This is a genomic window from Desulfobacterales bacterium (assembly GCA_021647905.1).
Taxonomy (GTDB): domain Bacteria; phylum Desulfobacterota; class Desulfobulbia; order Desulfobulbales; family BM004; genus JAKITW01.
Genome location: JAKITW010000021.1, coordinates 1 through 21,142, shown reverse-complemented (window position 1 = coordinate 21,142; position 21,142 = coordinate 1). Strand labels below are relative to the sequence as shown.

Sequence of the window (21,142 nt, the reverse complement as noted above, 5' to 3'; positions counted from 1 at the left end):
TCGCCAGGTTTATATGAAAGTCGCCCCGGACCCGGAGCTTCGTCCGGGGCGACTTTCATTGTTTCGTTGTGGCTGGGGCCTGAAATCCGGTCCAGCCATGCTGGTTCGGAGCGAAACAGAGCAAGGGCTTGTGAATGCAAGACGGGTAAAGAAAATTTGAGGGCAATCAGATGGATACCGGGAAAAAATTTCTCATTGCCGTGGACGACAATGAGATATCCATGCGGGCGGTGGACTACGTCGGCCAAATCGTGGGCAGTACCGAGGGATTCACCATCTGCCTGTTTAACGTCTACCCTGAGCCGCCGCCCTATTATTTTCAGCAGGGCCACACCCTGGCCGAATATATCCGGGAAAAGGAAGCGGCAGCGGAAAAAATCTTTGCCCGGGCAAGGGAAAAGCTGGCCGGCTTTGCCATTCCCGCGGAGCGGATCACCACCATCTGCCGGCAGAGCGCGGCCGAACCACCCAGCCGGACAATCATCAAGATGCAGGAGGAGGGAGGGTTTGACACGGTGGTGGTGGGTAAGCGCGGGGTGAGCAAGGCCGAGGAGTTTCTGTTCGGTTCCATCTCCAACGCCGTGGTCCGGGAAAGTAAGGGTTTCACCGTCTGGGTGGTGGGATGAATGCCTGAGGACAGAAGAGAGGGGACGGGAAAAACAGGGGACCGTGGGCAGTGGCGGCAGCTTGTCCTGGAACCTGATACCGGTCCCGGCATTGTACGGTTCACCCATTGCCCGTATCATCCGTTTCTGTTGACAGGGCCGGCAAAGGCGGGTAAATCAGAATGATTGTGAAATAATATGAATTCCCGGATAAAGGCCCGCCTGTCGGCCGCGGGGAACAAGCGGGTTGTTTATGCTGATAGCGGATCAAATAAATCACCTTGCCGGGCCGCGGCAAGGTGCGACCCGGCCGGGCCGGGACTGGGTCATTCTGGTTGTCTCCGTTCTGGCCGGCGCTCTCCTGCTCCTCCCCGCCGTCGCTCCGGCCGGGGCAAGCGGCCGGCAGGTCCCCTTTCTTGCCGGGGAAAGGCTTACCTATCAGCTTCGCTGGCAGATGGTGCCGGCCGGCACGGCGGTACTCGAGGTGCTGCCCGGGGCATCCTTTCAGGGCCAGCCCGCCCATCATTTTCGAATGACCGCCACCTCGAACAAGGTCCTGGATCTTTTTTACAAGGTGCGCGACAAGGTCGATTCCATTGTCAACATCGATATGACCCACTCGCTGTTCTATAAAAAGGACCAGCAGGAGGGCCGGGCAAGAAGAGATATCAAGGTCTTTTTTGACTGGAGCGAAAAGGTGGCCCGCTATTCGAACTTTGACAAGGACCACCGGACCTCACCCCTGATGGAGGGCTCCTTTGACCCCATGTCCGGTTTCTATTACGTGCGCAGCCTGGATCTTCGCGAGGGCATGGAGATCTCCCGGCCGATCAGCGACGGCAACAAAAACGTGATCGGGATCGTCTGGGTGCGAAAACGGGAAACGATCACGGTTGCCGGCCGTGAATACGACACCTTTCTCATTGAGCCGGACCTGAAACATGTGGGCGGGGTGTTTGAAAAGAGCAAGGACGCCAAGCTCAAGATCTGGGTCACCGCCGATGCGGCCAAGATCCCGGTCCGGATAAAGAGTAAGGTGGTGGTGGGCAGCTTTATCGCCGACCTGGTCGACTCCCGCACCGTGCCGGTACTATTGGCCCGGGACAACAACGGCAACCGGGTGACAGACGCTGAATAATCCCGGCTCGACCAGGTTTGTCGGTCTCGCAACAACCCGCTCGACGGACGTGATTCGTCTTGTAACTTGTTGATTTTATTGGGTGGCATTTGAAGCCTTTCGGGTTGTTACGAGTTCATCAGGTTTCTTACAGGTCCATTGATGATACGAGTCCTTTTTCTTGCCACCCTCTGCTGCCTGGCCGTGATCATCCCCTCATCCCGGGCCGCGGACAATAAGCCCCTGGAATCCGCGGTCTACCTGATCCCGGTGTCCGGGGAGGTGAATCCGGGGATGGCCGCCTTTATCCGCCGGGCGATCCGGGATGCGGACAATAGGCCAGCCACCCTTTTCATCCTGGAGATCGACACCTTCGGCGGCCGGGTCGATGCGGCTCTTTCCATTGTCAACACCCTGCTTCGCGACCCCCGGGGCCGGACCGTGGCCTTTATCGCCGACAAGGCGATTTCGGCCGGGGCCCTGATCGCCCTGGCCTGCAACGATCTCTATATGGCCCCGCACACCACCCTGGGCGACGTGGCCCCGATCAGCTATTCCAGCGAGGGCGTCAAGATGATGGGTGAAAAGTTCCAGTCGCCGCTCCGGGCCAAGTTCCGGGCCCTGGCCAGGAGAAACGGCTACCCGCCGGTACTGGCCGAGGCCATGGTCAGCGCGGATATGGAGGTCTATCGGCTGGAGGGCGAAGACGGTGAAATACGTTATATCGATGCCCGGGATTACGGGGAGTTCAGCAGCAGGAAAGAGAATCGCGGCTACCGGAAGACAACGGTGGTGGCGGCCGGAGAACTGCTGACCATGGATGACCGCGAGGCGGCCGAGCTTGGCTTTTCCAGAAAAACGGTCTCTTCCCTTGACGATCTTTTCATTGCCCTTGGGGTCGCGCCCGGCCGGGTGATACGGCTGCAACCGACCTGGTCCGAGAAACTGGGCCGGTTGATCGGCGGGATGGCCCCGGTCCTGCTGATGATCGGCATGGCGGCGCTCTATACCGAGTTAAAGGCCCCGGGTTTCGGCATCCCCGGGCTCGTCGGCATAATCTGCCTGGGGCTGGTTTTTTTCAACCAGTACCTGCTTGGGCTGGCCGACCATACCGAGATGCTGATCATCGCCCTGGGGCTGGTGCTGCTCGGTTTCGAGGTTTTTGTAATTCCCGGTTTCGGCCTGGCCGGGATCGCCGGGTTCGTCTTTATCGGGGTGGGAATGGTCCTCTCGTTTCAGGACTTTGTCCTGCCAGACCCTGCCATGCCCTGGCAGGGTAAACTCCTGGTCAACAATATTCTCCGGGTGCTGATCTCCTTTATCTGTGCCTTGCTGGCATCATTGCTGGTTCTGCGTTATCTGTTACCGAGAATGGGCCGGCTGGTTGACGGACCCTATCTTGCCGCCACCCTTGAAGACGCCCGGGTCACGGCGGCGGCGGACAGCCCGGTGGCGGTCAACTGCACCGGCACGGTCTCCACCCCGCTCCGGCCGGCCGGCAAGGCCGAGATCAACGGCTGGGTGCATGACGTGGTCAGCCAGGGTGAGTTTCTCGAAAAGGGCCGCCGGATCAGGGTTACGGCCATAACCGGCAACCGGATCGTGGTTGCGCCGCTGGAGGAAGAATGAACATCCTGGCCCTGTCGATTCTATTGCAGCTGGCCGGGGTGGCGGTGGTGATTGCCGAGATCATCATCCCCTCGGGCGGGATTCTGTCGATCTTTGCCCTGGGCCTGTTCGGTTACTCGTTGTTCATGGTGTTCAACAAGGTGTCGGTGACCATGGGCGCGGTTTTTCTCACCCTGGATCTGATCCTGATCCCGGTGTTGATCATTGTCGGCCTGAAACTCCTGGCCCGTTCCCCGGTAACCCTTCGAACCCGCCTCTCCCGAAGCAAAGGGGTTACCTCCCAGTCCCCGGACCTGGCCGACCTGCTCAATCGCCCCGGCAAGGCGCTGTCCCACCTGCGACCCGGCGGGGTGGCGCTCATTGACGGCCAGCGCCGGGATGTGGTCAGCCGCGGTGAATTCATTGCCAGGGACAGTGCGATCAAGGTGATTGCAGTAACCGGCAACCAGATAATCGTCCGCAGCATGCAACCCTAACAAGGAGCCCGTCATGACAAATTTTAGCACCATCGCCTTTTTTATCCTGATCGCCGCGGTTGTCGCCCTGTTTATTTTTATCGGCTCCTCCCTGTCCCTGTGGGTCCAGGCCCTGGTTTCCGGAGCCCGGGTGGGACTGCTGAACATCATCTTCATGCGGTTCCGCAAGGTGCCGCCCAACTTGATCGTTGAGTCCAAGATCATGGCGGTCAAGGCCGGGCTGGATATATCGACCAATGATCTTGAATCCCATTTTCTGGCCGGGGGCAATGTGCTCCGGGTGGTGCAGTCCCTGATTGCCGCGGACAAGGCCAATATCGAGCTTGACTTCAACCGCGGCGCGGCCATTGACCTGGCCGGCCGCAACGTGCTGGAGGCGGTGCAGATGAGCGTTAACCCCAAGGTCATTGAAACGCCGCTGGTGGCGGCCATGGCCAAGGACGGCATCCAGCTCAAGGCGATCTCCCGGGTCACGGTCCGGGCCAATATCGAACGGCTGGTGGGTGGCGCCGGCGAAGAGACCATCCTGGCCCGGGTAGGGGAGGGGATCGTCACCACCATCGGCTCGGCGGATTCACACAAGCAGGTCCTGGAAAACCCGGACACTATCTCCAAGCGGGTCCTGGAAAAAGGGCTGGACGCCGGCACTGCCTACGAGATTCTCTCCATTGATATCGCCGACGTGGACGTGGGCAAGAATATCGGCGCCGAGCTGGAGACCGACCGGGCCGAGGCGGACAAGAAAATAGCCCAGGCCAAGGCCGAGGAAAGAAGGGCCATGGCCATTGCCGTCGAGCAGGAGATGAAGGCCCGGGTGGAGGAGATGCGGGCCAAGGTGGTGGCGGCCGAGGCCGAGGTGCCCATGGCCATGGCCGAGGCCTTTCGCAAGGGGCACCTGGGGATCATGGACTATTATAAGATGAAGAATATCGTTGCCGACACCAAGATGCGCGACAGCATCGGCGAGCAGGAATCAACCATGGATGAGGAATAAGTCCAAACGCTCAAACGTTTAAACGATTTATATTCGAGGTCAAAGCGATGAGTGGTGAAGGCATTGTTACCCTGTTGTTTTTATGGGCGGCCTGGTCAATTCTCAAACGGTTCCGCAAGGTCCTGCTGGAAAGACGGGCAGCTCCGGCCCCGGACAGTGGGCCGTCCGGATCTGCCGGTGTTTCCACTGACCGGTCCGTCCCTCTTCCAGACCCTGGTTTTCAGGATTTACCGCTGGACCGGGAACGGGCGGTAAGACCGGGCCGGCGGCAAAAGCGCATCCCGGTGGCTGGCGCGACCAACCGGTTGAACAAACGGCAACAGCTGCGCCGGGCGGTTGTCTGGGCCGAACTCCTGGCGCCGCCAGTCGGACTTCGCAAGGAATGATTGTTTTATTGTTATGAGTTTACCGGCACTGAATCCTCATGGCGAAAACCGCTGTATTTCAAAGACATGTCAAACAGTATGAGGAGTGGTTCGAGGTCAACCGCTGGGCCTATGTGGCTGAACTCAAGGCCGTGGGAATGTTGCTGCCCAAAACCGGCCGCGGCCTGGAGGTGGGGGTAGGCACCGGCCGGTTCGCCGCGCCGCTGGGGGTTGGAACCGGGGTCGAGCCGGCCGCGAAAATGGCCAAGGTCGCCAAGTCGCGCGGGATCCAGGTGATCCGCGGGGTGGCTGAACAACTGCCCCTTGGCACCGCAACCCGCGACTATATCCTGATGGTGACCACGGTATGCTTTGTCGATGATCTGCTCAAAACATTCATTGAGGCGTCGAGAGTGCTGACCCGGGACGGGTATTGCCTGGTCGCCCTGGTCAACAAGGAAAGCCCGCTGGGCATGGAATATGAGAAACAACGCCACAAAAGCCTTTTTTATAAAGAGGCCACCTTTTATTCGGTGGCGACCATTGTGGCGGTCATGGGCCAGGTCGGGTTCAGGGACTTTTGTTTTACCCAGACAATTTTCAGCGACATGAGCGAGATCACCGCCAGGGAACCGGTGGAACCGGGTTATGACCGGGGTTCTTTTGTGGTGATCCGCGGCCGCAACAACGGCCAGCCGTTATGAAGAAAAAAAAGAACACCTATGCGGAGATTACCAGGGCGCGCAAGCTCCTCGAGCTGCCTGAACAGGCGACCCTTGACGAGATCCGGACCAGCTACCGCAAACTGATCAGAAAGTGGCATCCGGACCAGTGTCAGGAGGAGCGGCAGAGATGTCTGGAGGTGAGCGCCCGGCTCAACGATGCCTATGCGCTGATCATCGCCTACTGTGCCGGCTATCGCTTCTCCTTTACCGAGGAAGCGGTGAACAAGCACCTGTCCGACGAGGAATGGTGGCTCAACCGGTTCGGCAATGATCCGCTGTGGGGCAGGGGCGGCGCCCTTTAGCCGTTGTAACCATTCACCAGCACCCCATCTTCGCACGATCAGGCCGGCTCACATAGGCATACTATGGATTCGCCGGCCTGCTTGCACGAATCCGTGACAGCGGATTTCAGCGGCACCTCCCGGGGCCGCAACTGCCGGCAACGCCCAATCCCAAAAACACAACATACCGTTATTAAAGAAAAAAACGTTGCGCGTGCAGCAGGTTCGGGCAAAAATAATAATTGTTAAAAGTTTGTCAAGATTATGATGTTTTGGCTATGGAAATCATTTATAGTGGCTCAACTTTATTGTGGACAGGTTCCTGGCCAACCGGGTCAAGGCAAATTACCAATGTAACAAAAACAGGAATTTGAATGGAAATTTACTTGGTTATCATCGTTATCCTGGTGTCCCTCGCAATCTTCGACCTGATTGTGGGAGTGAGTAACGATGCGGTGAACTTCTTGAACTCGTCGATCGGTTCCAGGGTGGCGCCCCGGAACGTGATAATGATTATTGCCAGCCTGGGGATGCTTGCCGGGGTCACCTTTTCCAGCGGCATGATGGAGGTGGCCCGGAAAGGCATTTTCCAGCCCCAGCTTTTCATGATGCCCGAACTGCTCGCCATTTTTGTGGCGGTGATGCTCACCGATGTCCTGCTGCTCGATCTCTTCAATACCTTCGGCCTGCCCACCTCCACCACCGTGTCCATCGTCTTCGAGCTGCTGGGCGCCGCAGTGGCCGTCTCCCTGCTCAAGATCTATTCGGCTGGCAACGGCTTCGAGGAACTGGTCAACTACATTAATACCGGCAAGGCCCTGGCGATCATCACCGGCATTCTGCTCTCCGTGGTCATTGCCTTTATCTGCGGGGTCATTGCCCAGTTTCTGTCGCGGCTTCTTTTTACCTTTGATTATATGCCGAGACTGAAACGATACGGCGGCCTCTGGGGCGGAATTTCCCTTTCCATCATCACCTACTTCATCCTGATCAAGGGGGCCAAGGGCGCCTCCTTTCTCGCCCCTGAAACCGTGTTCTGGATCAAGCACAACGCCTGGACCATCATGGCGGTAAATTTTCTGCTGTTCGGGCTGATATTTCAGGCCCTCGCCATCTTTACCCGGGTCAACGTCCTGAAGCCCATCGTCCTGATCGGTACCTTTGCCCTGGCCATGGCCTTTGCCGCCAATGACCTGGTCAATTTTATCGGCGTGCCCCTGGCCGGGGTGCAGGCATATAAGGTGGCGGCCGCCAGTTCCGACCCGCTGCACATCACCATGGAGGCCCTGCAGAAAACTGTTCATTCCAATACGTTTCTACTCCTGACCGCCGGGATAATCATGATTATTACCCTTTGGGTCTCCAGAAAGGCGCGTTCGGTCACCAGGACCTCGGTGGATCTCAGCCGTCAGGAAGAGGGCGTGGAAAAATTCGGTTCTTCCGTCCTGTCCCGGGGGATTGTCGGCATGTTCACCTCTTTTGCCGACCTGGTGAACAGGGTCATGCCCGCTGCCGTGCGCAAGGGGATGGCCAATCGCCTTGATCCCTCCCGGAGCAGGCCGGTGGCCACCTACGACGGCCGGGAGCCGGCCTTTGATCTGCTCCGGGCCTCGGTCAACCTGATCGTGGCCAGCGCGGTTGTCTCCTACGCAACCTCGATGAAACTGCCCCTGTCAACAACCTATGTGACCTTCATGGTGGCCATGGGCACCTCGCTTGCCGACCAGGCCTGGGGCCGGGAGAGCGCGGTATACCGGGTCACCGGGGTGCTAACCGTGGTCGGCGGCTGGTTCTGCACCGCCTTTATCGCTTTTACGGTGTCAGCCCTCTTTGCCCTGTTGATCATGTATCTCAAGCTGTATGCAATTATCGGGCTGGTCGCCCTGGTGGCATTTGTTGTGATGCGAAGTTTCCGCTACCATCTCAAGCAGGAGGAAGAGTCCGGTCTTATTAAGAACCTGAGCTTGAAAAACGGCATTGATGCCGATTATGCGGTCAATACCTCCTTTGAGCAGGTTGGCTATTTTCTGAACGAGGTGAGTAAAACCCTGCGGATAAGTTTTGACGCGGTCTTTCAGGAGGACCGGCAGCGGCTGCGGGAGATGAAGGACCGGTCGAGCAAGATCCAGCAGGTCGCCAATACCATCATCGCCAATATTTTCAAGACCCTGTACCTGTTGGACAGGGACGATGTTGAGTCCACCCACAAGTATTCGCGCACCATCGCCACCCTGCAGGAGATCGCTGAGAGCCATCGCGATATCGTCATGCGCTCATACACCCATGTGATCAACTATCACAGCGGCCTGCTTGACTCGCAGAAGGAAGAGCTGCAGCGGATCAGGGTATCGGTGAGCCGGCTGCTGGAAAATACGGCCATCATGCTGCTGAAGAACAAGAAGGTGGATTATGATTATATTGAGAGCCAGCGCCGCCGGATGAGCGACTACCTGATGGAATGTAACAAGAAGCAGATCAACCGGATCCAGGGCGCTGAATCCAAGACCCGGCTGAGCATTCTCTACTACGGGCTGCTGGAGAACTGCGAAAAGATTTCCGGCCAGACCCAGAACCTGCTCGACATCTTCAGGGACCATTTCGGGACCGAGGCCGGGGCGGCAGCCGTTGTTGAGGACGGTAACGGTGACTGACGACGGTGCGGATTTATAACCAGAACCCCAAAAAAACAGGAGAGCAGAATGCGCTTAATGTTCTTTTCTCAACTTGCCGCACTTCCCTTTGATGCCTTTCAGAACCATGCGGAAAAGGTCAAGGAATGTGCCTGGGCCTTTCAACAGGCGGTGGAGTGCTTCTTTTCGGAATCATGCGACCGGTTTGACGAGTATCTGTTCGAGGTCGACCGGCTGGAAAGCGAGGCGGACGAGATAAAGACCGCCATCCGCCGGATCATCTCCAAAAAGACCCGGATGCAGGTCGATAAGTATCAGCTCTTCCTGTATATCCAGGAGCAGGACAAGGTGCTTGACTGTGTTGAGAACTGTTTGAACTGGATGTCCTATCGGCCCGATACCGTTCTGTCCGATGATCTGAAAAAAGGTTTTTTTGATCTGGTCGACGCGGTTATCACCCCGATCGAGGAAATAAGCGCCATGGTCAGGGAGGCGCACATTTACTTTGACAACCATTGCGAGCGGCAGCAGCGGATCGTCAAGGACCTCATCCGCAACCTCCACAAATGCGAGCATGAGGCGGACAAGCTGGAGGATTCGTTGAAATTCAACATATTCGCCCATGTGTCGGACCCCATCGTGGTCCTGCACATGGTCGGTCTGGCCGAACGGATCGGCGCCATTGCCAACCACGCCGAGAACACCGGTGACGTGATGCGGGCCATGATTGAACGGGCCTGAGAAGACAGAGGACAGAAAAAAACAGGTGGCGGTGGCTAGAATTTAATCTTTTCCTGACACCTGACACCTGACACCTGAAAGCCGTATAAATCGATATCACTCTGTCGGCGGGACGAGTCGCTTTTTCTGCCGCAGAATCTCCAGAAAATCAGCAGCAGGCACGGGTGGGCTGAACAGATAGCCCTGCATGGATTCGCAGCCGTGTTCCCGCAGAAAGAGCAGGTGGTCATTGCTCTCCACCCCCTCGGCAACCACCCGCAGACCCAGGCTGTGGGACATGGCCAGGATTGCCCTGGTTATGGCGACATCATCGGTATCCCCGGGAATGTCCCGGATAAAGGCCCGGTCGATCTTGATGGTGTCAATGGGCAGTTTCTTTAAATAGGAAAGCGAGGAATAACCGGTGCCGAAATCATCAATGGCCACGCTGACCCCCATTTCCCGCAGCCGGGACAGGATCTCGACCGCTTCCTCGTGACTGGCCAGCAAGATGCTTTCAGTGACCTCCAGTTCAAGATCAACCGGGGCCAGCCCGGACTCGACCAGGGCCTGCTCCACCATTTCCATCAGATTTTTCTGTTGAAACTGACGGGCCGACAGGTTGACCGCTATCTTTATTGGAAACCCTGCTTCCTGCCAGGCCCTGGTCTGGCGGCAGGCGGTCCGCAACACCCACTGGCCAAGCGGTACGATCAGCCCGGTCTGCTCGGCCAGGGGGATGAAGTCCAGCGGCGAGACAATGGAACCGTCGGACCGCTGCCAGCGCACCAGGGCCTCGGCCCCTTCGATCCGGCCGCCGGCCACGCTCAGCTTGGGCTGGTAATAGACCCGGAACTCTTCTTGCTCCAATGCCTTGCGCAGTGATCTTTCCAGGATCATTCTCCGCTTGAGGGTCTCGTCCATTTTCCTGGTAAAAAAACAAAAGCCCTTCTTGCCCGCCTCCTTGGCGCCGTACATTGCCATGTCCGCATTGCGGATCAGGGTCTCCACGTCCTTGCCGTCGTCCGGGTAAACGGTTATGCCGGCGCTGGCGCTGACGAACAGTTCATGGTTCTGGACCTGAAACGGGGTCTCAAAGGCGGCCAGGATTCTTCTGACGATCGTTGCGGCCCCGTCGATATCGTTGACCCCCTGGAACATGAAGAGAAAATCATCACCGCCGGTCCGGGCCACGGTGTCCTCGTTGCGACAGAAACCGTTCAGCACCCGGGCCGCTTCCCGGAGAAAGAGATCGCCGATATTATGTCCCAGGGTATCGTTGATATTCTTGAAATCATCGATGTCCAGGTACACGATCGCGATCATCTGCTGGCCGCGGTTGGCCATGGTAAAGGCCTTTTCAAGACGGTTGCTGAACAAGGTCCGGTTGGGAAGCCCGGTCAAGGTGTCGTAATAGGCCATGTATTCCAGCCGTTGCTGGCTCTTTTTCAGTTCGGAGATATCATGGAACAGGCCCACGTAATGGGTTGTTTCGCCCTCCTGATCCTTAAGCACGGTGATCGAGAGCCACTGCGGATAGACCTCGCCGCTTTTGCGCTTGCTCCATATCTCGCCTCGCCAGGAGCCGTGGGCAAGCAGGGTGTTCCACATATCTTCATAGAACCGCTGCTTATGATGGGCCGACATGAGAATATGCGGGGTCTGGCCCAGGACCTCCGCCGGACCATAACCGGTGATGGCGGTGAAACCGGGGTTTACCTGTTCGATCACCCCGTCGGGGTCGGTGAGAACGATTCCCTCGATGGTGTTCTCGATGATCTCGGCGGCCAGGTCGAGTTTTTTCTGATACTCCTTGCGTTTTGCTATCTCCTGGTCCCGGATCTTGATAATCTCCTGTAGCTCCGTGGCCCGTTTATGCTCCTGCTCGGCAGCCACCGAGGCGGCGGTGGCCTTCTGGATCGCCTTTTTTTCCTTGTCAAGGGCCACGGCCAGGTCGCCGGCCATCTTGTTAAAGGCAGTGGCAAGTTGGCCGATCTCGTCCCGGGAGATGATCGGCGCCCTGGCCTCAAGCCGTCCCCGGCCGATTTCAGCCACCGAATTCATCAGGGCCCGAATGGGGGTTGAAACGGCCCGGGTGATTGCCAGGCCGAAAAAGATGATCAGCCCGAGCGCGGCAAGACCGGCGATTTTTACAATGTCCAGGGCCCTGTTTATCGCATTGAAGAGGTTCTGCCGGTGGAGTTCCAGTACCTCGGTTTCCTTTTTCAGGGTCGAGCCGGTGGCGGCCAGGAAAGATCTCTTTGCCTTTCTCAGTTCCTGCTGCAGTTCCAGGGTGGCGGCAGTGGCGGCCCCGCTCTTTTTTAACCGGACCAACCGTTCGCACCGGTCACGCAGGAGATTTCCTTTCTCCAGCAGCAGCCCCAGGTCGTTGCGGGCGATCATGTGGGTATGGCCGAGGGTGGACTTGGCCTGGATATGGGCCTTGATCCGTTTTATCGCATTGTTGAAGAGACCGGTCTCGGCCCGGAAGAACTCCTCCTGTTCCCGGGCCGCGGCATCAGTTGCGGCGGCCGGCTCAACGCTGCCGTCATCCTCGGTCCGGAGCATCACGTATTGACCGGTGGAGGAGAGCATCAACAGCCCGGCGGCCCTGAAGTCCTCGATGGCCCGCAGCATCGGCGTTGTTTCCGTTGAAATTTTGTTAAAGGTGGTTCTGGCAAAGGAGAAGGCCCGCTGTTCGACAAACTGGGTAACGCCGACCAGGATGGCCAGGAACAGATAACTGAGATAGATCTTGGTTGATATTTTCACTGATCCCCCTCCCTCTGTCCGATGGTTGCCGGTGACGGGGTCGGCCGGGGCGGCAGACGGACCGGTGTGATCTTCTGCAATGGAAATGGTGCAAATGTGAAAATAGTAGGAATCTACACTTTCGGCCGGCCGGAGGTGTGGTGGTAACAGGTCGGCCTGACAAGCAATTTACAAAATTACTCTGGCAGAAAAACAGCTGTCTGTCAATCAATAGCCGATTCGTCCCCCGGAGGAGCAAAAAAAAAGCAATCGGTCAAGGGAAAAATGTCGGCACCGGCGGATTAATTGGAAAAGACAGGAAGGGTAGAGTAATATTACCGGTTCCGATTCCGGTATCTCGTTGGCGGCGCCGGAGTTATCGCTTTCGAATAAAAGAAGAAACAGTAAATAAAAAAATACCCCATGAACGAATACAGTCTGTTTGTCCTGCTCCTCCTGCTCGGGGCCTTTGCCCTGGAGACCCTGGCCGAGCTCCTGAACCTGCGGGCCCTCTCCCCGGAACCTCCCCGGGACTGCGAGGATATCTACGATCCGGCCGAGTACCGCCGGTCCCAGGAGTATACCCGGGTCCGGACCAGGTTCGGTTTTGTTGCCAGCGTTTTCGATCTGGCGATTCTAGTGGGCTTCTGGTTTGCCGGCGGGTTTGAACTTCTCGACTCCCTGGTGCGGGGCTGGGGAAATGGGCCAATCGTCAGCGGCCTCTTTTTCATCACCATCCTGGCCCTTGGCAAATTCCTGCTCTCCATTCCCTTTTCCTGTTACCGCACCTTTGTGATCGAAGAACAATACGGCTTTAACCGCTCCACGGTCCGGACCTTTGTGACCGATCTCCTTAAAACCGTTTTTCTAAGCCTGCTGCTGGGCGGCGCGTTGCTGGCCCTGGTGCTGGCCCTGTTCCAGTACGGTGGACCAGGGGCCTGGCTGTACTGCTGGCTGGCGACTTCGCTCTTTCTCCTGGTAATCCAGTATATCGCCCCCACCTGGATCATGCCCTGGTTCAACAGGTTCACCCCCCTGGCCGACGGTGAGCTGCGAACCGCGATCCTCGACTATGCCCGGCAGGTGAACTTTTCCCTGGCCAATATCTTTGTCATGGACGGCTCCCGCCGCTCCAGCAAGAGCAACGCCTTTTTCACCGGGTTCGGCCGCAACCGGCGGATCGCCCTGTTCGACACCCTGATCAAAAACCATACCGTCAAAGAGCTGGTGGCGGTCCTGGCCCACGAGATCGGCCATTACAAGAAAAAACATATCCTCCAGTCCATGGTATTGGCCATTCTCCATGCCGGGATCCTGTTCTTTTTACTTTCGCTGTTTCTCTCCCGCGACGAACTGTTTGCCGCCTTTTTTGTCAGCCGGCCCTCGGTGTACACCGGACTGGTCTTTTTCAGCCTGCTGTTCGGGCCGGTTGAGCTGCTCTTGACGCCCCTGCTCAACAAGCTTTCCCGGGTCAATGAGTTTGCGGCCGACCGGTTTGCCGCCAAGACCCTGGGCGGTGAAAAAGATCTGATCTCGGCCTTAAAGAAATTGTCCGGACAGAACCTGGCCAATCTGACCCCGGCCCCTTTTTATGTGATGCTGCATTATTCCCATCCCCCGCTGCGGCAGCGTTTGCAGGCGCTTTCCCGGGCCGGGGCATCCCTTGGAGAAGAATCATGAATCATGAGTGGTATCAAGAACTGGCCCGCGCCGGTATCAACCACGGGATTGTTGATCAGAAGATCCTGCAGCAGGTATTGACCGGCAATGAGGTGGAATTGCTGCCCCTGGTCAATGCCGCCTTTACAGTAAGAAGACATTTCCACGGCCGCGAGGTGACCATCCATATTCTCAACAATGTCAAGAACGGACTCTGCCCCGAGGATTGCAACTACTGCGCCCAGTCCCGGGACAGCAAGGCCGAGATCGCCGAATACCCGACCAAGAGCGACAATGAGATCCTGGCCGAGGCCGGACAGGCCTATGAGGCCGGGGCCCACCGCTATTGCATGGTTTATGCCGGCCGGTCCGCGAGCCGCAAACGGGTGGAAAAAATTGCCGCCCTGGTCCGGGAGATTAAGACTAAATATCCGCTGGAGGTCTGCGTATCGGCCGGGATCATGGACAAAGAGGCAACGGCGCTCTTGAAACAGGCGGGCCTGGACCGGTTGAATCACAATCTCAACACCGCCCGTTCCCGCTACGCATCGATCTGCACCACCCATACCTATGCGGACCGGCTCAATACCCTGCTGGCGGCCCGTCAGGTGGGGCTGGAGGTCTGTTCCGGGATCATCGCCGGCATGGGCGAGACCCCGGAGGAGCTGATCGAGCTTGCCCTGGCGCTCCGCGAGGTGGACGCCCGCTCGATACCGGTTAATTTTTTATTGCCCATTGAAGGCAATATCATGAGCATTCCCCGCAACCTGACCCCGGAGTACTGTCTGCGCATCCTCTGCATGTTCCGGTTGGTGAATCCTGATGCCGAGATCCGGGTGGCGGCCGGCCGGGAGGCCCATTTGCGCAGCCTGGAGCCGCTCAGCCTCTATCCGGCCAACTCCCTGTTCATGGACGGCTACCTCAATACAAAAGGCAACAGCCGGGAGCAGACCCTGCGGATGATATTGGACGCGGGCTTTACCATCAGATCGGACAAGGGCCTGGATGAATTGCTGGCCCGGGAGAGCAAGGAAGGGGCGGAAGAAGAACGGACAGGGGAGGGGGTGGTGATCAAGTCGGCCCGGGACCTGCGGCCCGGCGATTTCTAATATCGCATCTTCTCCCACTCCCATGCCCTTCCTTTTAAACTGGCCTGGTTTTGTCTTTTTTTCTTTGTTGACCAGCATAACTATCAGGTGTATTCCTTTTAGTGGGAATCCTTCATGCCTGAAAATTCAAGACAATTATCTTCTGCCGAGCACTTGTTCCTAAATTAACGGGGCAAAATGTTTTGGAAATATGTTGACTCTGAATGTTATAAAAATATTTCTGACCCTTTTTGTTTGTTATGATACCGGAATAACTTAAGACACGCGAAAGTGACATTTGGGAATTACCGATATTTTGAGTCTCACCGACTATCAAAGCAAACTCATTGCCCACGAGCTTACCCGGCGCTGCCCTTCCGATAGTGTGGAAAAACTTGCCGCCGTCCTCGTTGACGCCCAGGTCGATCTCAATCCACATCAAGTCGATGCAGCCCTATTTGCTTTCACGTCGCCCCTCTCAACCGGGGCATTGCTGGCCGATGAAGTCGGTCTGGGGAAGACCATTGAAGCCGGACTGGTGCTCTCCCAGAAATGGGCGGAGCGGCAACGCCGCATCCTGGTTATTACCCCTTCCAGCTTGCGCAAACAGTGGTACCAGGAGTTGACCGAGAAGTTCTTCCTGCCATGTCGGCTTCTGGAGTCCAAGTTTTACAATGCTGCCATCAAACAAGGCAGGTTCCGACCCTTTGAGGGGGACGAGATCGTCATCTGTTCTTATCACTTTGCCAAGAACAAGGCTGAGGATGTACATGCCGTCCCCTGGGATCTGGTGGTCATCGACGAGGCCCATCGTCTGCGCAATGTGTATAAGCCGTCCAACGTCATCGCTAATACCCTTAAATGGGCTCTGGCCGGCAAAGACAAGCTGTTACTCACCGCCACCCCGCTGCAGAACTCCCTGCTGGAGTTATTCGGCCTGGTCAGTTTCATTGATGAACATACCTTTGGTGATCTGAAGAGCTTCCGCGAGCAGTATGCCAATCTCAACCAGAAGCAGGTCTTCAATACCCTGAAGGCCCGGCTGCGCCCGATCTGTCATCGTACCCTGCGCCGTCAGGTCCTACCCTACATCAAATACACCCAACGCCTGCCCCTGGTCCAGGAGTTCACGCCGGAAGAAAGTGAGGACCGGCTCTATCACCTGGTTTCCAACTATCTGCAACGCGATAACCTGCAGGCACTGCCGGCCAGCCAGCGGACATTGATGACTCTGGTCCTCCGCAAGCTCCTGGCCTCTTCATCCTTCGCCATTGCCGGGGCCTTGACCTCTATTGCGAATCGTTTGAAAGATAAACTTCGCCGCCAGGCACCGGCTACGTCTCTTGAAGACGAACTGGACCAGGATTACGAAGCCCTTGATGAAACCGCCGAGGAATGGAACAACGGCGAGTCGGAACCACCGCTTTCCCAAGAAGATCGCTCCGCCATTGCCGGAGAAATCGATGACCTGGAAGCCTTTACCGAGCTTGCCCTCTCTATTGATCACAATGCCAAGGGGCGCTCCATGCTCACTGCCTTGGAGGTTGCCTTTGCCAAGGCGGCCCAGGCCGGGGCGGCCCGGAAGGCCATCATCTTCACCGAATCGCGCCGTACCCAGGATTATCTTTTGCGCCTTCTACTCGACAGCAAGTTTTCCAAGGGCATAGTTCTTTTTAACGGGTCAAACACTGACAAACGCTCTAAGCAGATCTATTCCGCCTGGGTTGAACGTCACCAAGGTTCGGATCGGGTGTCTGGTTCTCGCACTGCCGATATACGTTCGGCCCTGGTGGATTACTTCCGCGAAGAGGGGCGAATTATGATCGCCACCGAGGCGGGGGCCGAGGGGATCAATCTCCAGTTCTGTTCTCTGGTGGTTAATTACGACCTGCCCTGGAACCCGCAGCGCATCGAGCAACGCATCGGCCGTTGTCACCGATACGGTCAGCAGTGCGATGTAGTGGTGGTAAATTTTCTGAACCGCAACAACGCCGCTGATCTTCGGGTTTTTGAACTCCTCTCTGAAAAATTTAAACTCTTCGAGGGCGTTTTCGGGGCCAGTGACGAGGTTCTGGGGGCCATTGAGAGCGGGGTTGATTTTGAAAAGCGCATTGCCGCCATCTACCAGCAGTGCCGCCAACCGGAAGAAATTCAAACGGCCTTTGATCAGCTCCAACGCGAACTGAGCCTGGAGATCAATGAGGCCATGACCCGTACCCGCCGGCAGCTCATGGAGCATTTCGATGACGAGGTGAGAGAGAAACTCAAGGTCAGAGACAAGGATTCCAGAGCCTATCTCAACCGCTATGAACGGTTGCTGATGCAGATGAGCCGGCACGAACTGGCTGGCCACGCCGAGTTTATAAATGACTCTTCTTTTCGGCTCAACTCTCAACCATTCCCGAACCAGGCCGACCAAATTCCTTTGGGGCTCTATGAGTTGCCCCGCCGTTCCGGTGAGGCCCATCTTTTCCGATTAAATCACCTGCTGGCCGAATCACTCCTGGCCCAGGCAAAAAGTCGAGAGTTGCCACCTGCTGAAATCCGTTTCGATTATGGCCGGCATGACGGCAAGATTACCGCTCTTGAACCATTTATCGGCGAATCGGGCTGGCTCACGGCCTCGGTCTTTACCATCGAAGCACTCGACCAGGCGGAAGATTATATGATCCTCGCCGCTGTCACCGACCAGGGCCGCATGCTGGATGAGGAAAGCGCCAGGCGTCTGCTCAGTCTGCCTGCCTCAGTCAAAGGGTCAGCCCTCAAAATTCCTGCACTTGTATCATTGGATGAACACACCCGGAAGCGGCAGGCCACCATCCAAAGGGATATTTCCGAGCGCAATGCCCGTTTTTTCGAAGCCGAAGCCGACAAGCTTGACGGCTGGGCCGATGACCTCAAAATTGGCCTTGAACGTGAACTGAAGGAGTTGGACCGCCAGATAAAGGAGGCCCGGCGTGCTGCAACAGCAGCCTTGACCCTGGAAGAAAAACTCGCCGGCCAGAAGCAGATAAAGGCCCTGGAATCCCAGCGCAATCAGAAGCGACGGTCACTCTTTGAAGCCCAAGACGAAGTAGACCGGCAACGGGAGGAATTGATTGCCCAGATTGAAGGTAAGTTGCGGCAAAAAACGGAATTGAATCCACTTTTTATGATTCAATGGACTTTGTTGGCCGCGTAAGTTAAAAAAATACTTACCGGAGACCCCGTGAACCAAAAATAACAAAATAATCCGGATCAATAGGAATAAATATGGGTTACCAAGCCGGATTAATTGGCAAACAAACAGGACCTTATCATGATCACACTAATTGAGGCAAAAAATTACCGCTGTCTTCGATACATCAAGCAGCGGCTGGGGGCATTCCATGTTTTGGTTGGCCCCAATGCGAGCGGCAAGACCACCTTTCTTGACGTGATTGCATTCCTCGGCGATCTGGTGACCGACGGGCCGCTGGCCGCCGTCACCGCCAGAACGCGAAATTTTCAGGATCTGCTCTGGTGGCGGAGCGGGGACAGGTTTGAAATAGCAATTGAAGCAGCCATACCGGAACATCTTCGTAAGATGCTACGAGATCATGCGAACGACACTGTCCGCTACGAAATCGCCCTTCAGTTGGATGAAAGCTCCCAGGAGATATCGATCATGGCAGAGAAAGTGCTCTTAAAAATGTCTTCTCCACCCCACCAGGCAAGGCAGCGGACGCTTTTCCCGGAGGCTGTTGAGGCGCCTGCCACCATTATCACCCCCACGCGTGCCAAGGGAACTACGGTGATTGTCAATAAGGTGGCCAATGGCAATGACAACTTCTATTCCGAGGTGTACCGGAAAAAGGGCAAAGGCTGGGCTCCCTCTTTTAAACTGGGGCCACAAAAATCCGCTTTGGGTAATGTTCCGGCGGACGAGGCGAATTTCCCGGTGACCTCCTGGTTGAACAGCCTGCTGGTCGAAAAAGTGGAACGGCTGAATTTGAACAGCCTGCTGATCCGCAAAGCGAGCCCCCCCGGGCAGGGACGAGGTTTTCGCGCCGATGGCTCTAATCTTCCCTGGGTAATTGATTACTTTCAAAATATCGATAAGGACAGATTCCGTGACTGGCTTGCCCACCTGAGAACGGCCCTTCCTGATCTGTGTAATGTCCGGACAGTCGAACGTCCTGACGACCGGCATCGTTATTTGATCCTGGAATATGATGGTGGGCTCGAGACTCCATCGTGGATGGCCTCCGACGGCACACTCCGTCTTCTGGCCCTGACGGTTCTCGCGTATCTGCCGAATTTCAGCGGCGTGTATTTGATTGAGGAGCCGGAAAACGGCATTCATCCGCGTGCTGTTGACACGATTTTCCAATCACTTTCTTCGGTATATGACGCCCAGATCCTGGTGGCAACCCATTCACCGGTTATCCTCAGCATGGTTGCGCCAGCTAATGTTTTGTGTTTTGCCAAGACTTCGGATGGGGCTGCGGATATTGTCCGGGGTGACGAGCATCCGGCGCTCAGGGATTGGCGGGGCGAAGAGAATCTCGGTGTGTTGTTTGCCGGAGGAGTGCTGGGATGACAATTCCTGCTGACCCGGACGATCTTGTCTTGCTTGTTGCGGATAAAAACATGCTATTTGCGGTCGATGGTATTCTCAACAGGCCTCAATCGCTATCGATCCGGCCGATTGTCTGGAAATCGCTTGTTCACCCTGAAAGCGATCCAGGATGCCTTCTTCGAGCCGACGCATTTCTCCGGCCATTCGCAAACAGATACTTGCACGCCATTGTCATGCTGGATCGTGAAGGATGCGGGCGGCAACAAAGGACCAGCAGTGAACTGGAACAGGATATAGAAAAAAGCATGGCACGGTCGGGATGGTCTGAGCGGGCCGCCGCCATAGTAATCGACCCGGAACTGGAAAACTGGATATGGAGTGATTCACCCGAAGTCGAAATGGCGTTGGGCTGGAGAGGGCGGGATCCGCAACTCCGGCAATGGCTGGCCGCGAAAGGATTCCTGTCACCGGACCGTTCTAAACCGTTACGCCCCAAGGAAGCCATGGAGGAGACATTGCGTTTTGTGCGTAAACCGCGTTCATCCTCGATATATCTACAGCTTGCCCAGCGGGTCGGTTTCACCCGTTGCGATGATCCAGCCTTTCATAAACTGAAAAACATTCTGGTTTCCTGGTTCCCGTCTTTAAACGCTGTTTAAACAATGCCGTTTCGGACAAAACAAGGTAACATGTTAAAAATGAAGATAAAAAGAATAGACAGGTGAGTTTGTTTTTTTAAGATTCACAAACTGAGACCATGAAAAAACAAAAACTCGAACTGACCTGGATCGGCAAGGAGGAGCGACCGCGGCTGGAGCCGCGCATTCTGCTGGAAGATCCGGAAAAGTCCTACCATGCTGCGCACCGGGTGACGAAGAACGATATTTTCGACAACCGGTTGATCTTCGGCGACAACCTGCTGGCCTTGAAGGCCCTGGAGCAGGAGTTTACCGGCAAGATCAAATGCGTGTTCATCGACCCGCCGTACAATACCGGTTCCGCCTTCACCCATTACGACGACGGGGTGGAACATTCCATTTGGTTGAGCCTGATGCGGGATCGATTGGAGATAATTCGGCGGCTGCTTTCCGAGGACGGCTCCTTATGGATTACGATTGACGATAACGAGTGCCATTACCTGAAAGTCTTATGTGATGAGATTTTTGGGCGGGCGAATTTTGTTGCAAGCAATATCTGGCAAAAACGATACTCGCGGGAGAACCGTGAAGCCATAGGCGATGCACACGACTATGTATTGCTTTACGCAAAACAAGCTGGTCAGTTTAAGAAAACAAGAAACCGCGTTCCGATAACGGAAGAACAGGCTAAAGTCTACAAGAACCCAAACAATCATCCGCGAGGCCGATGGCGTGGTATTCCGATGACGGCTCAAGGATATCGACCGAATCAAATGTATGAAATCGTCACTCCTAATTGTCCTTGTCAAACACTTTTGTCAGCTAATTCCTGACACTGAAAGATACAATAAAACTCTCAGTCACCCCCAGGTTGTCTGACTCAAACCGCCTCAGGAATGAGTCGTTTTTACAGACTGGTCGGCC

General features: G+C 56.2%; 17 protein-coding genes. 16 read left to right on the top strand and 1 reads right to left on the bottom strand.

The window, feature by feature from the left end:
• Nucleotides 1-170: 170 nt before the first annotated feature.
• From L3J03_05095 to L3J03_05050, 10 genes are all read left to right on the top strand, one after another.
• On the top strand, nucleotides 171-626 hold the full coding sequence (locus L3J03_05095; GenBank protein ID MCF6290354.1) for a universal stress protein: 456 nt from the start codon (nucleotides 171-173) through the stop codon (nucleotides 624-626).
• Nucleotides 627-858: 232 nt separating this feature from the next.
• A complete protein-coding gene (locus L3J03_05090) occupies nucleotides 859-1,743 on the top strand; it encodes a DUF3108 domain-containing protein (GenBank protein MCF6290353.1) in 885 nt (294 codons plus the stop codon).
• A 141-nt stretch (nucleotides 1,744-1,884) separates the two neighbouring features.
• Entirely contained in the window at nucleotides 1,885-3,351 is a 1,467-nt protein-coding gene (locus L3J03_05085) for a serine protease (GenBank protein ID MCF6290352.1), read from the top strand.
• Nucleotides 3,348-3,827 (top strand): serine protease, encoded by a 480-nt coding sequence (locus L3J03_05080; GenBank protein MCF6290351.1) that lies wholly within the window; start codon nucleotides 3,348-3,350, stop codon nucleotides 3,825-3,827. The genes L3J03_05085 and L3J03_05080 overlap by 4 nt, the downstream gene beginning before the upstream one ends.
• Nucleotides 3,828-3,840: 13 nt before the next feature.
• Nucleotides 3,841-4,821, top strand: a complete 981-nt coding sequence (gene floA / locus L3J03_05075; GenBank protein ID MCF6290350.1) for a flotillin-like protein FloA — start codon at nucleotides 3,841-3,843, stop codon at nucleotides 4,819-4,821.
• A 47-nt stretch (nucleotides 4,822-4,868) separates the two neighbouring features.
• The gene (locus L3J03_05070; GenBank protein ID MCF6290349.1) at nucleotides 4,869-5,207 is read left to right on the top strand and encodes a hypothetical protein; all 339 of its coding nucleotides are present in this window, start codon (nucleotides 4,869-4,871) and stop codon (nucleotides 5,205-5,207) included.
• Between the two features lie 38 nt (nucleotides 5,208-5,245).
• Nucleotides 5,246-5,890, top strand: coding sequence for a class I SAM-dependent methyltransferase (locus L3J03_05065; GenBank protein MCF6290348.1), 645 nt, complete (start codon nucleotides 5,246-5,248; stop codon nucleotides 5,888-5,890).
• Nucleotides 5,887-6,213 (top strand): DnaJ domain-containing protein, encoded by a 327-nt coding sequence (locus L3J03_05060; protein ID MCF6290347.1) that lies wholly within the window; start codon nucleotides 5,887-5,889, stop codon nucleotides 6,211-6,213. The genes L3J03_05065 and L3J03_05060 overlap by 4 nt, the downstream gene beginning before the upstream one ends.
• A gap of 353 nt (nucleotides 6,214-6,566) precedes the next feature.
• On the top strand, nucleotides 6,567-8,843 hold the full coding sequence (locus L3J03_05055; GenBank protein ID MCF6290346.1) for an inorganic phosphate transporter: 2,277 nt from the start codon (nucleotides 6,567-6,569) through the stop codon (nucleotides 8,841-8,843).
• Between the two features lie 48 nt (nucleotides 8,844-8,891).
• Nucleotides 8,892-9,563 (top strand): DUF47 family protein, encoded by a 672-nt coding sequence (locus L3J03_05050; protein MCF6290345.1) that lies wholly within the window; start codon nucleotides 8,892-8,894, stop codon nucleotides 9,561-9,563.
• Between the two features lie 96 nt (nucleotides 9,564-9,659).
• On the opposite strand, the gene L3J03_05045 is transcribed toward L3J03_05050, so the two are convergent.
• On the bottom strand, nucleotides 9,660-12,314 hold the full coding sequence (locus L3J03_05045; GenBank protein MCF6290344.1) for an EAL domain-containing protein: 2,655 nt from the start codon (nucleotides 12,312-12,314) through the stop codon (nucleotides 9,660-9,662).
• A 402-nt stretch (nucleotides 12,315-12,716) separates the two neighbouring features.
• On the opposite strand from L3J03_05045, the gene L3J03_05040 reads away from it, so the two are divergent.
• The 6 genes from L3J03_05040 (at nucleotide 12,717) to L3J03_05015 (ending at nucleotide 21,051) form a co-directional block, all read left to right on the top strand.
• The gene (locus tag L3J03_05040; GenBank protein ID MCF6290343.1) at nucleotides 12,717-13,973 is read left to right on the top strand and encodes a M48 family metallopeptidase; all 1,257 of its coding nucleotides are present in this window, start codon (nucleotides 12,717-12,719) and stop codon (nucleotides 13,971-13,973) included.
• Entirely contained in the window at nucleotides 13,970-15,061 is a 1,092-nt protein-coding gene (bioB, locus tag L3J03_05035) for a biotin synthase BioB (protein ID MCF6290342.1), read from the top strand. Before L3J03_05040 ends, bioB begins: the two co-directional genes overlap by 4 nt.
• A gap of 277 nt (nucleotides 15,062-15,338) precedes the next feature.
• Nucleotides 15,339-18,221, top strand: a complete 2,883-nt coding sequence (locus L3J03_05030) for an SNF2-related protein (protein MCF6290341.1) — start codon at nucleotides 15,339-15,341, stop codon at nucleotides 18,219-18,221.
• A 117-nt stretch (nucleotides 18,222-18,338) separates the two neighbouring features.
• Entirely contained in the window at nucleotides 18,339-19,601 is a 1,263-nt protein-coding gene (locus tag L3J03_05025; GenBank protein ID MCF6290340.1) for an ATP-binding protein, read from the top strand.
• The gene (locus L3J03_05020) at nucleotides 19,598-20,239 is read left to right on the top strand and encodes a hypothetical protein (GenBank protein ID MCF6290339.1); all 642 of its coding nucleotides are present in this window, start codon (nucleotides 19,598-19,600) and stop codon (nucleotides 20,237-20,239) included. The genes L3J03_05025 and L3J03_05020 overlap by 4 nt, the downstream gene beginning before the upstream one ends.
• 98 nt (nucleotides 20,240-20,337) lie before the next feature.
• Complete coding sequence (locus L3J03_05015) at nucleotides 20,338-21,051, top strand: site-specific DNA-methyltransferase (protein MCF6290338.1); 714 nt, start codon at nucleotides 20,338-20,340, stop codon at nucleotides 21,049-21,051.
• Nucleotides 21,052-21,142: the final 91 nt, after the last annotated feature.

What these genes read in the sequence shown, in the direction of transcription:
- L3J03_05095 (MCF6290354.1), top strand. Translation starts at nt 171, where the DNA reads ATGGATACCGGGAAAAAATTTCTCATTGCCGTGGACGACAATGAGATA.
- L3J03_05090 (MCF6290353.1), top strand. Translation starts at nt 859, where the DNA reads ATGCTGATAGCGGATCAAATAAATCACCTTGCCGGGCCGCGGCAAGGT.
- L3J03_05085 (MCF6290352.1), top strand. Translation starts at nt 1,885, where the DNA reads ATGATACGAGTCCTTTTTCTTGCCACCCTCTGCTGCCTGGCCGTGATC.
- L3J03_05080 (MCF6290351.1), top strand. Translation starts at nt 3,348, where the DNA reads ATGAACATCCTGGCCCTGTCGATTCTATTGCAGCTGGCCGGGGTGGCG.
- floA (MCF6290350.1), top strand. Translation starts at nt 3,841, where the DNA reads ATGACAAATTTTAGCACCATCGCCTTTTTTATCCTGATCGCCGCGGTT.
- L3J03_05070 (MCF6290349.1), top strand. Translation starts at nt 4,869, where the DNA reads ATGAGTGGTGAAGGCATTGTTACCCTGTTGTTTTTATGGGCGGCCTGG.
- L3J03_05065 (MCF6290348.1), top strand. Translation starts at nt 5,246, where the DNA reads ATGGCGAAAACCGCTGTATTTCAAAGACATGTCAAACAGTATGAGGAG.
- L3J03_05060 (MCF6290347.1), top strand. Translation starts at nt 5,887, where the DNA reads ATGAAGAAAAAAAAGAACACCTATGCGGAGATTACCAGGGCGCGCAAG.
- L3J03_05055 (MCF6290346.1), top strand. Translation starts at nt 6,567, where the DNA reads ATGGAAATTTACTTGGTTATCATCGTTATCCTGGTGTCCCTCGCAATC.
- L3J03_05050 (MCF6290345.1), top strand. Translation starts at nt 8,892, where the DNA reads ATGCGCTTAATGTTCTTTTCTCAACTTGCCGCACTTCCCTTTGATGCC.
- L3J03_05040 (MCF6290343.1), top strand. Translation starts at nt 12,717, where the DNA reads ATGAACGAATACAGTCTGTTTGTCCTGCTCCTCCTGCTCGGGGCCTTT.
- bioB (MCF6290342.1), top strand. Translation starts at nt 13,970, where the DNA reads ATGAATCATGAGTGGTATCAAGAACTGGCCCGCGCCGGTATCAACCAC.
- L3J03_05025 (MCF6290340.1), top strand. Translation starts at nt 18,339, where the DNA reads ATGATCACACTAATTGAGGCAAAAAATTACCGCTGTCTTCGATACATC.
- L3J03_05020 (MCF6290339.1), top strand. Translation starts at nt 19,598, where the DNA reads ATGACAATTCCTGCTGACCCGGACGATCTTGTCTTGCTTGTTGCGGAT.
- L3J03_05015 (MCF6290338.1), top strand. Translation starts at nt 20,338, where the DNA reads ATGAAAAAACAAAAACTCGAACTGACCTGGATCGGCAAGGAGGAGCGA.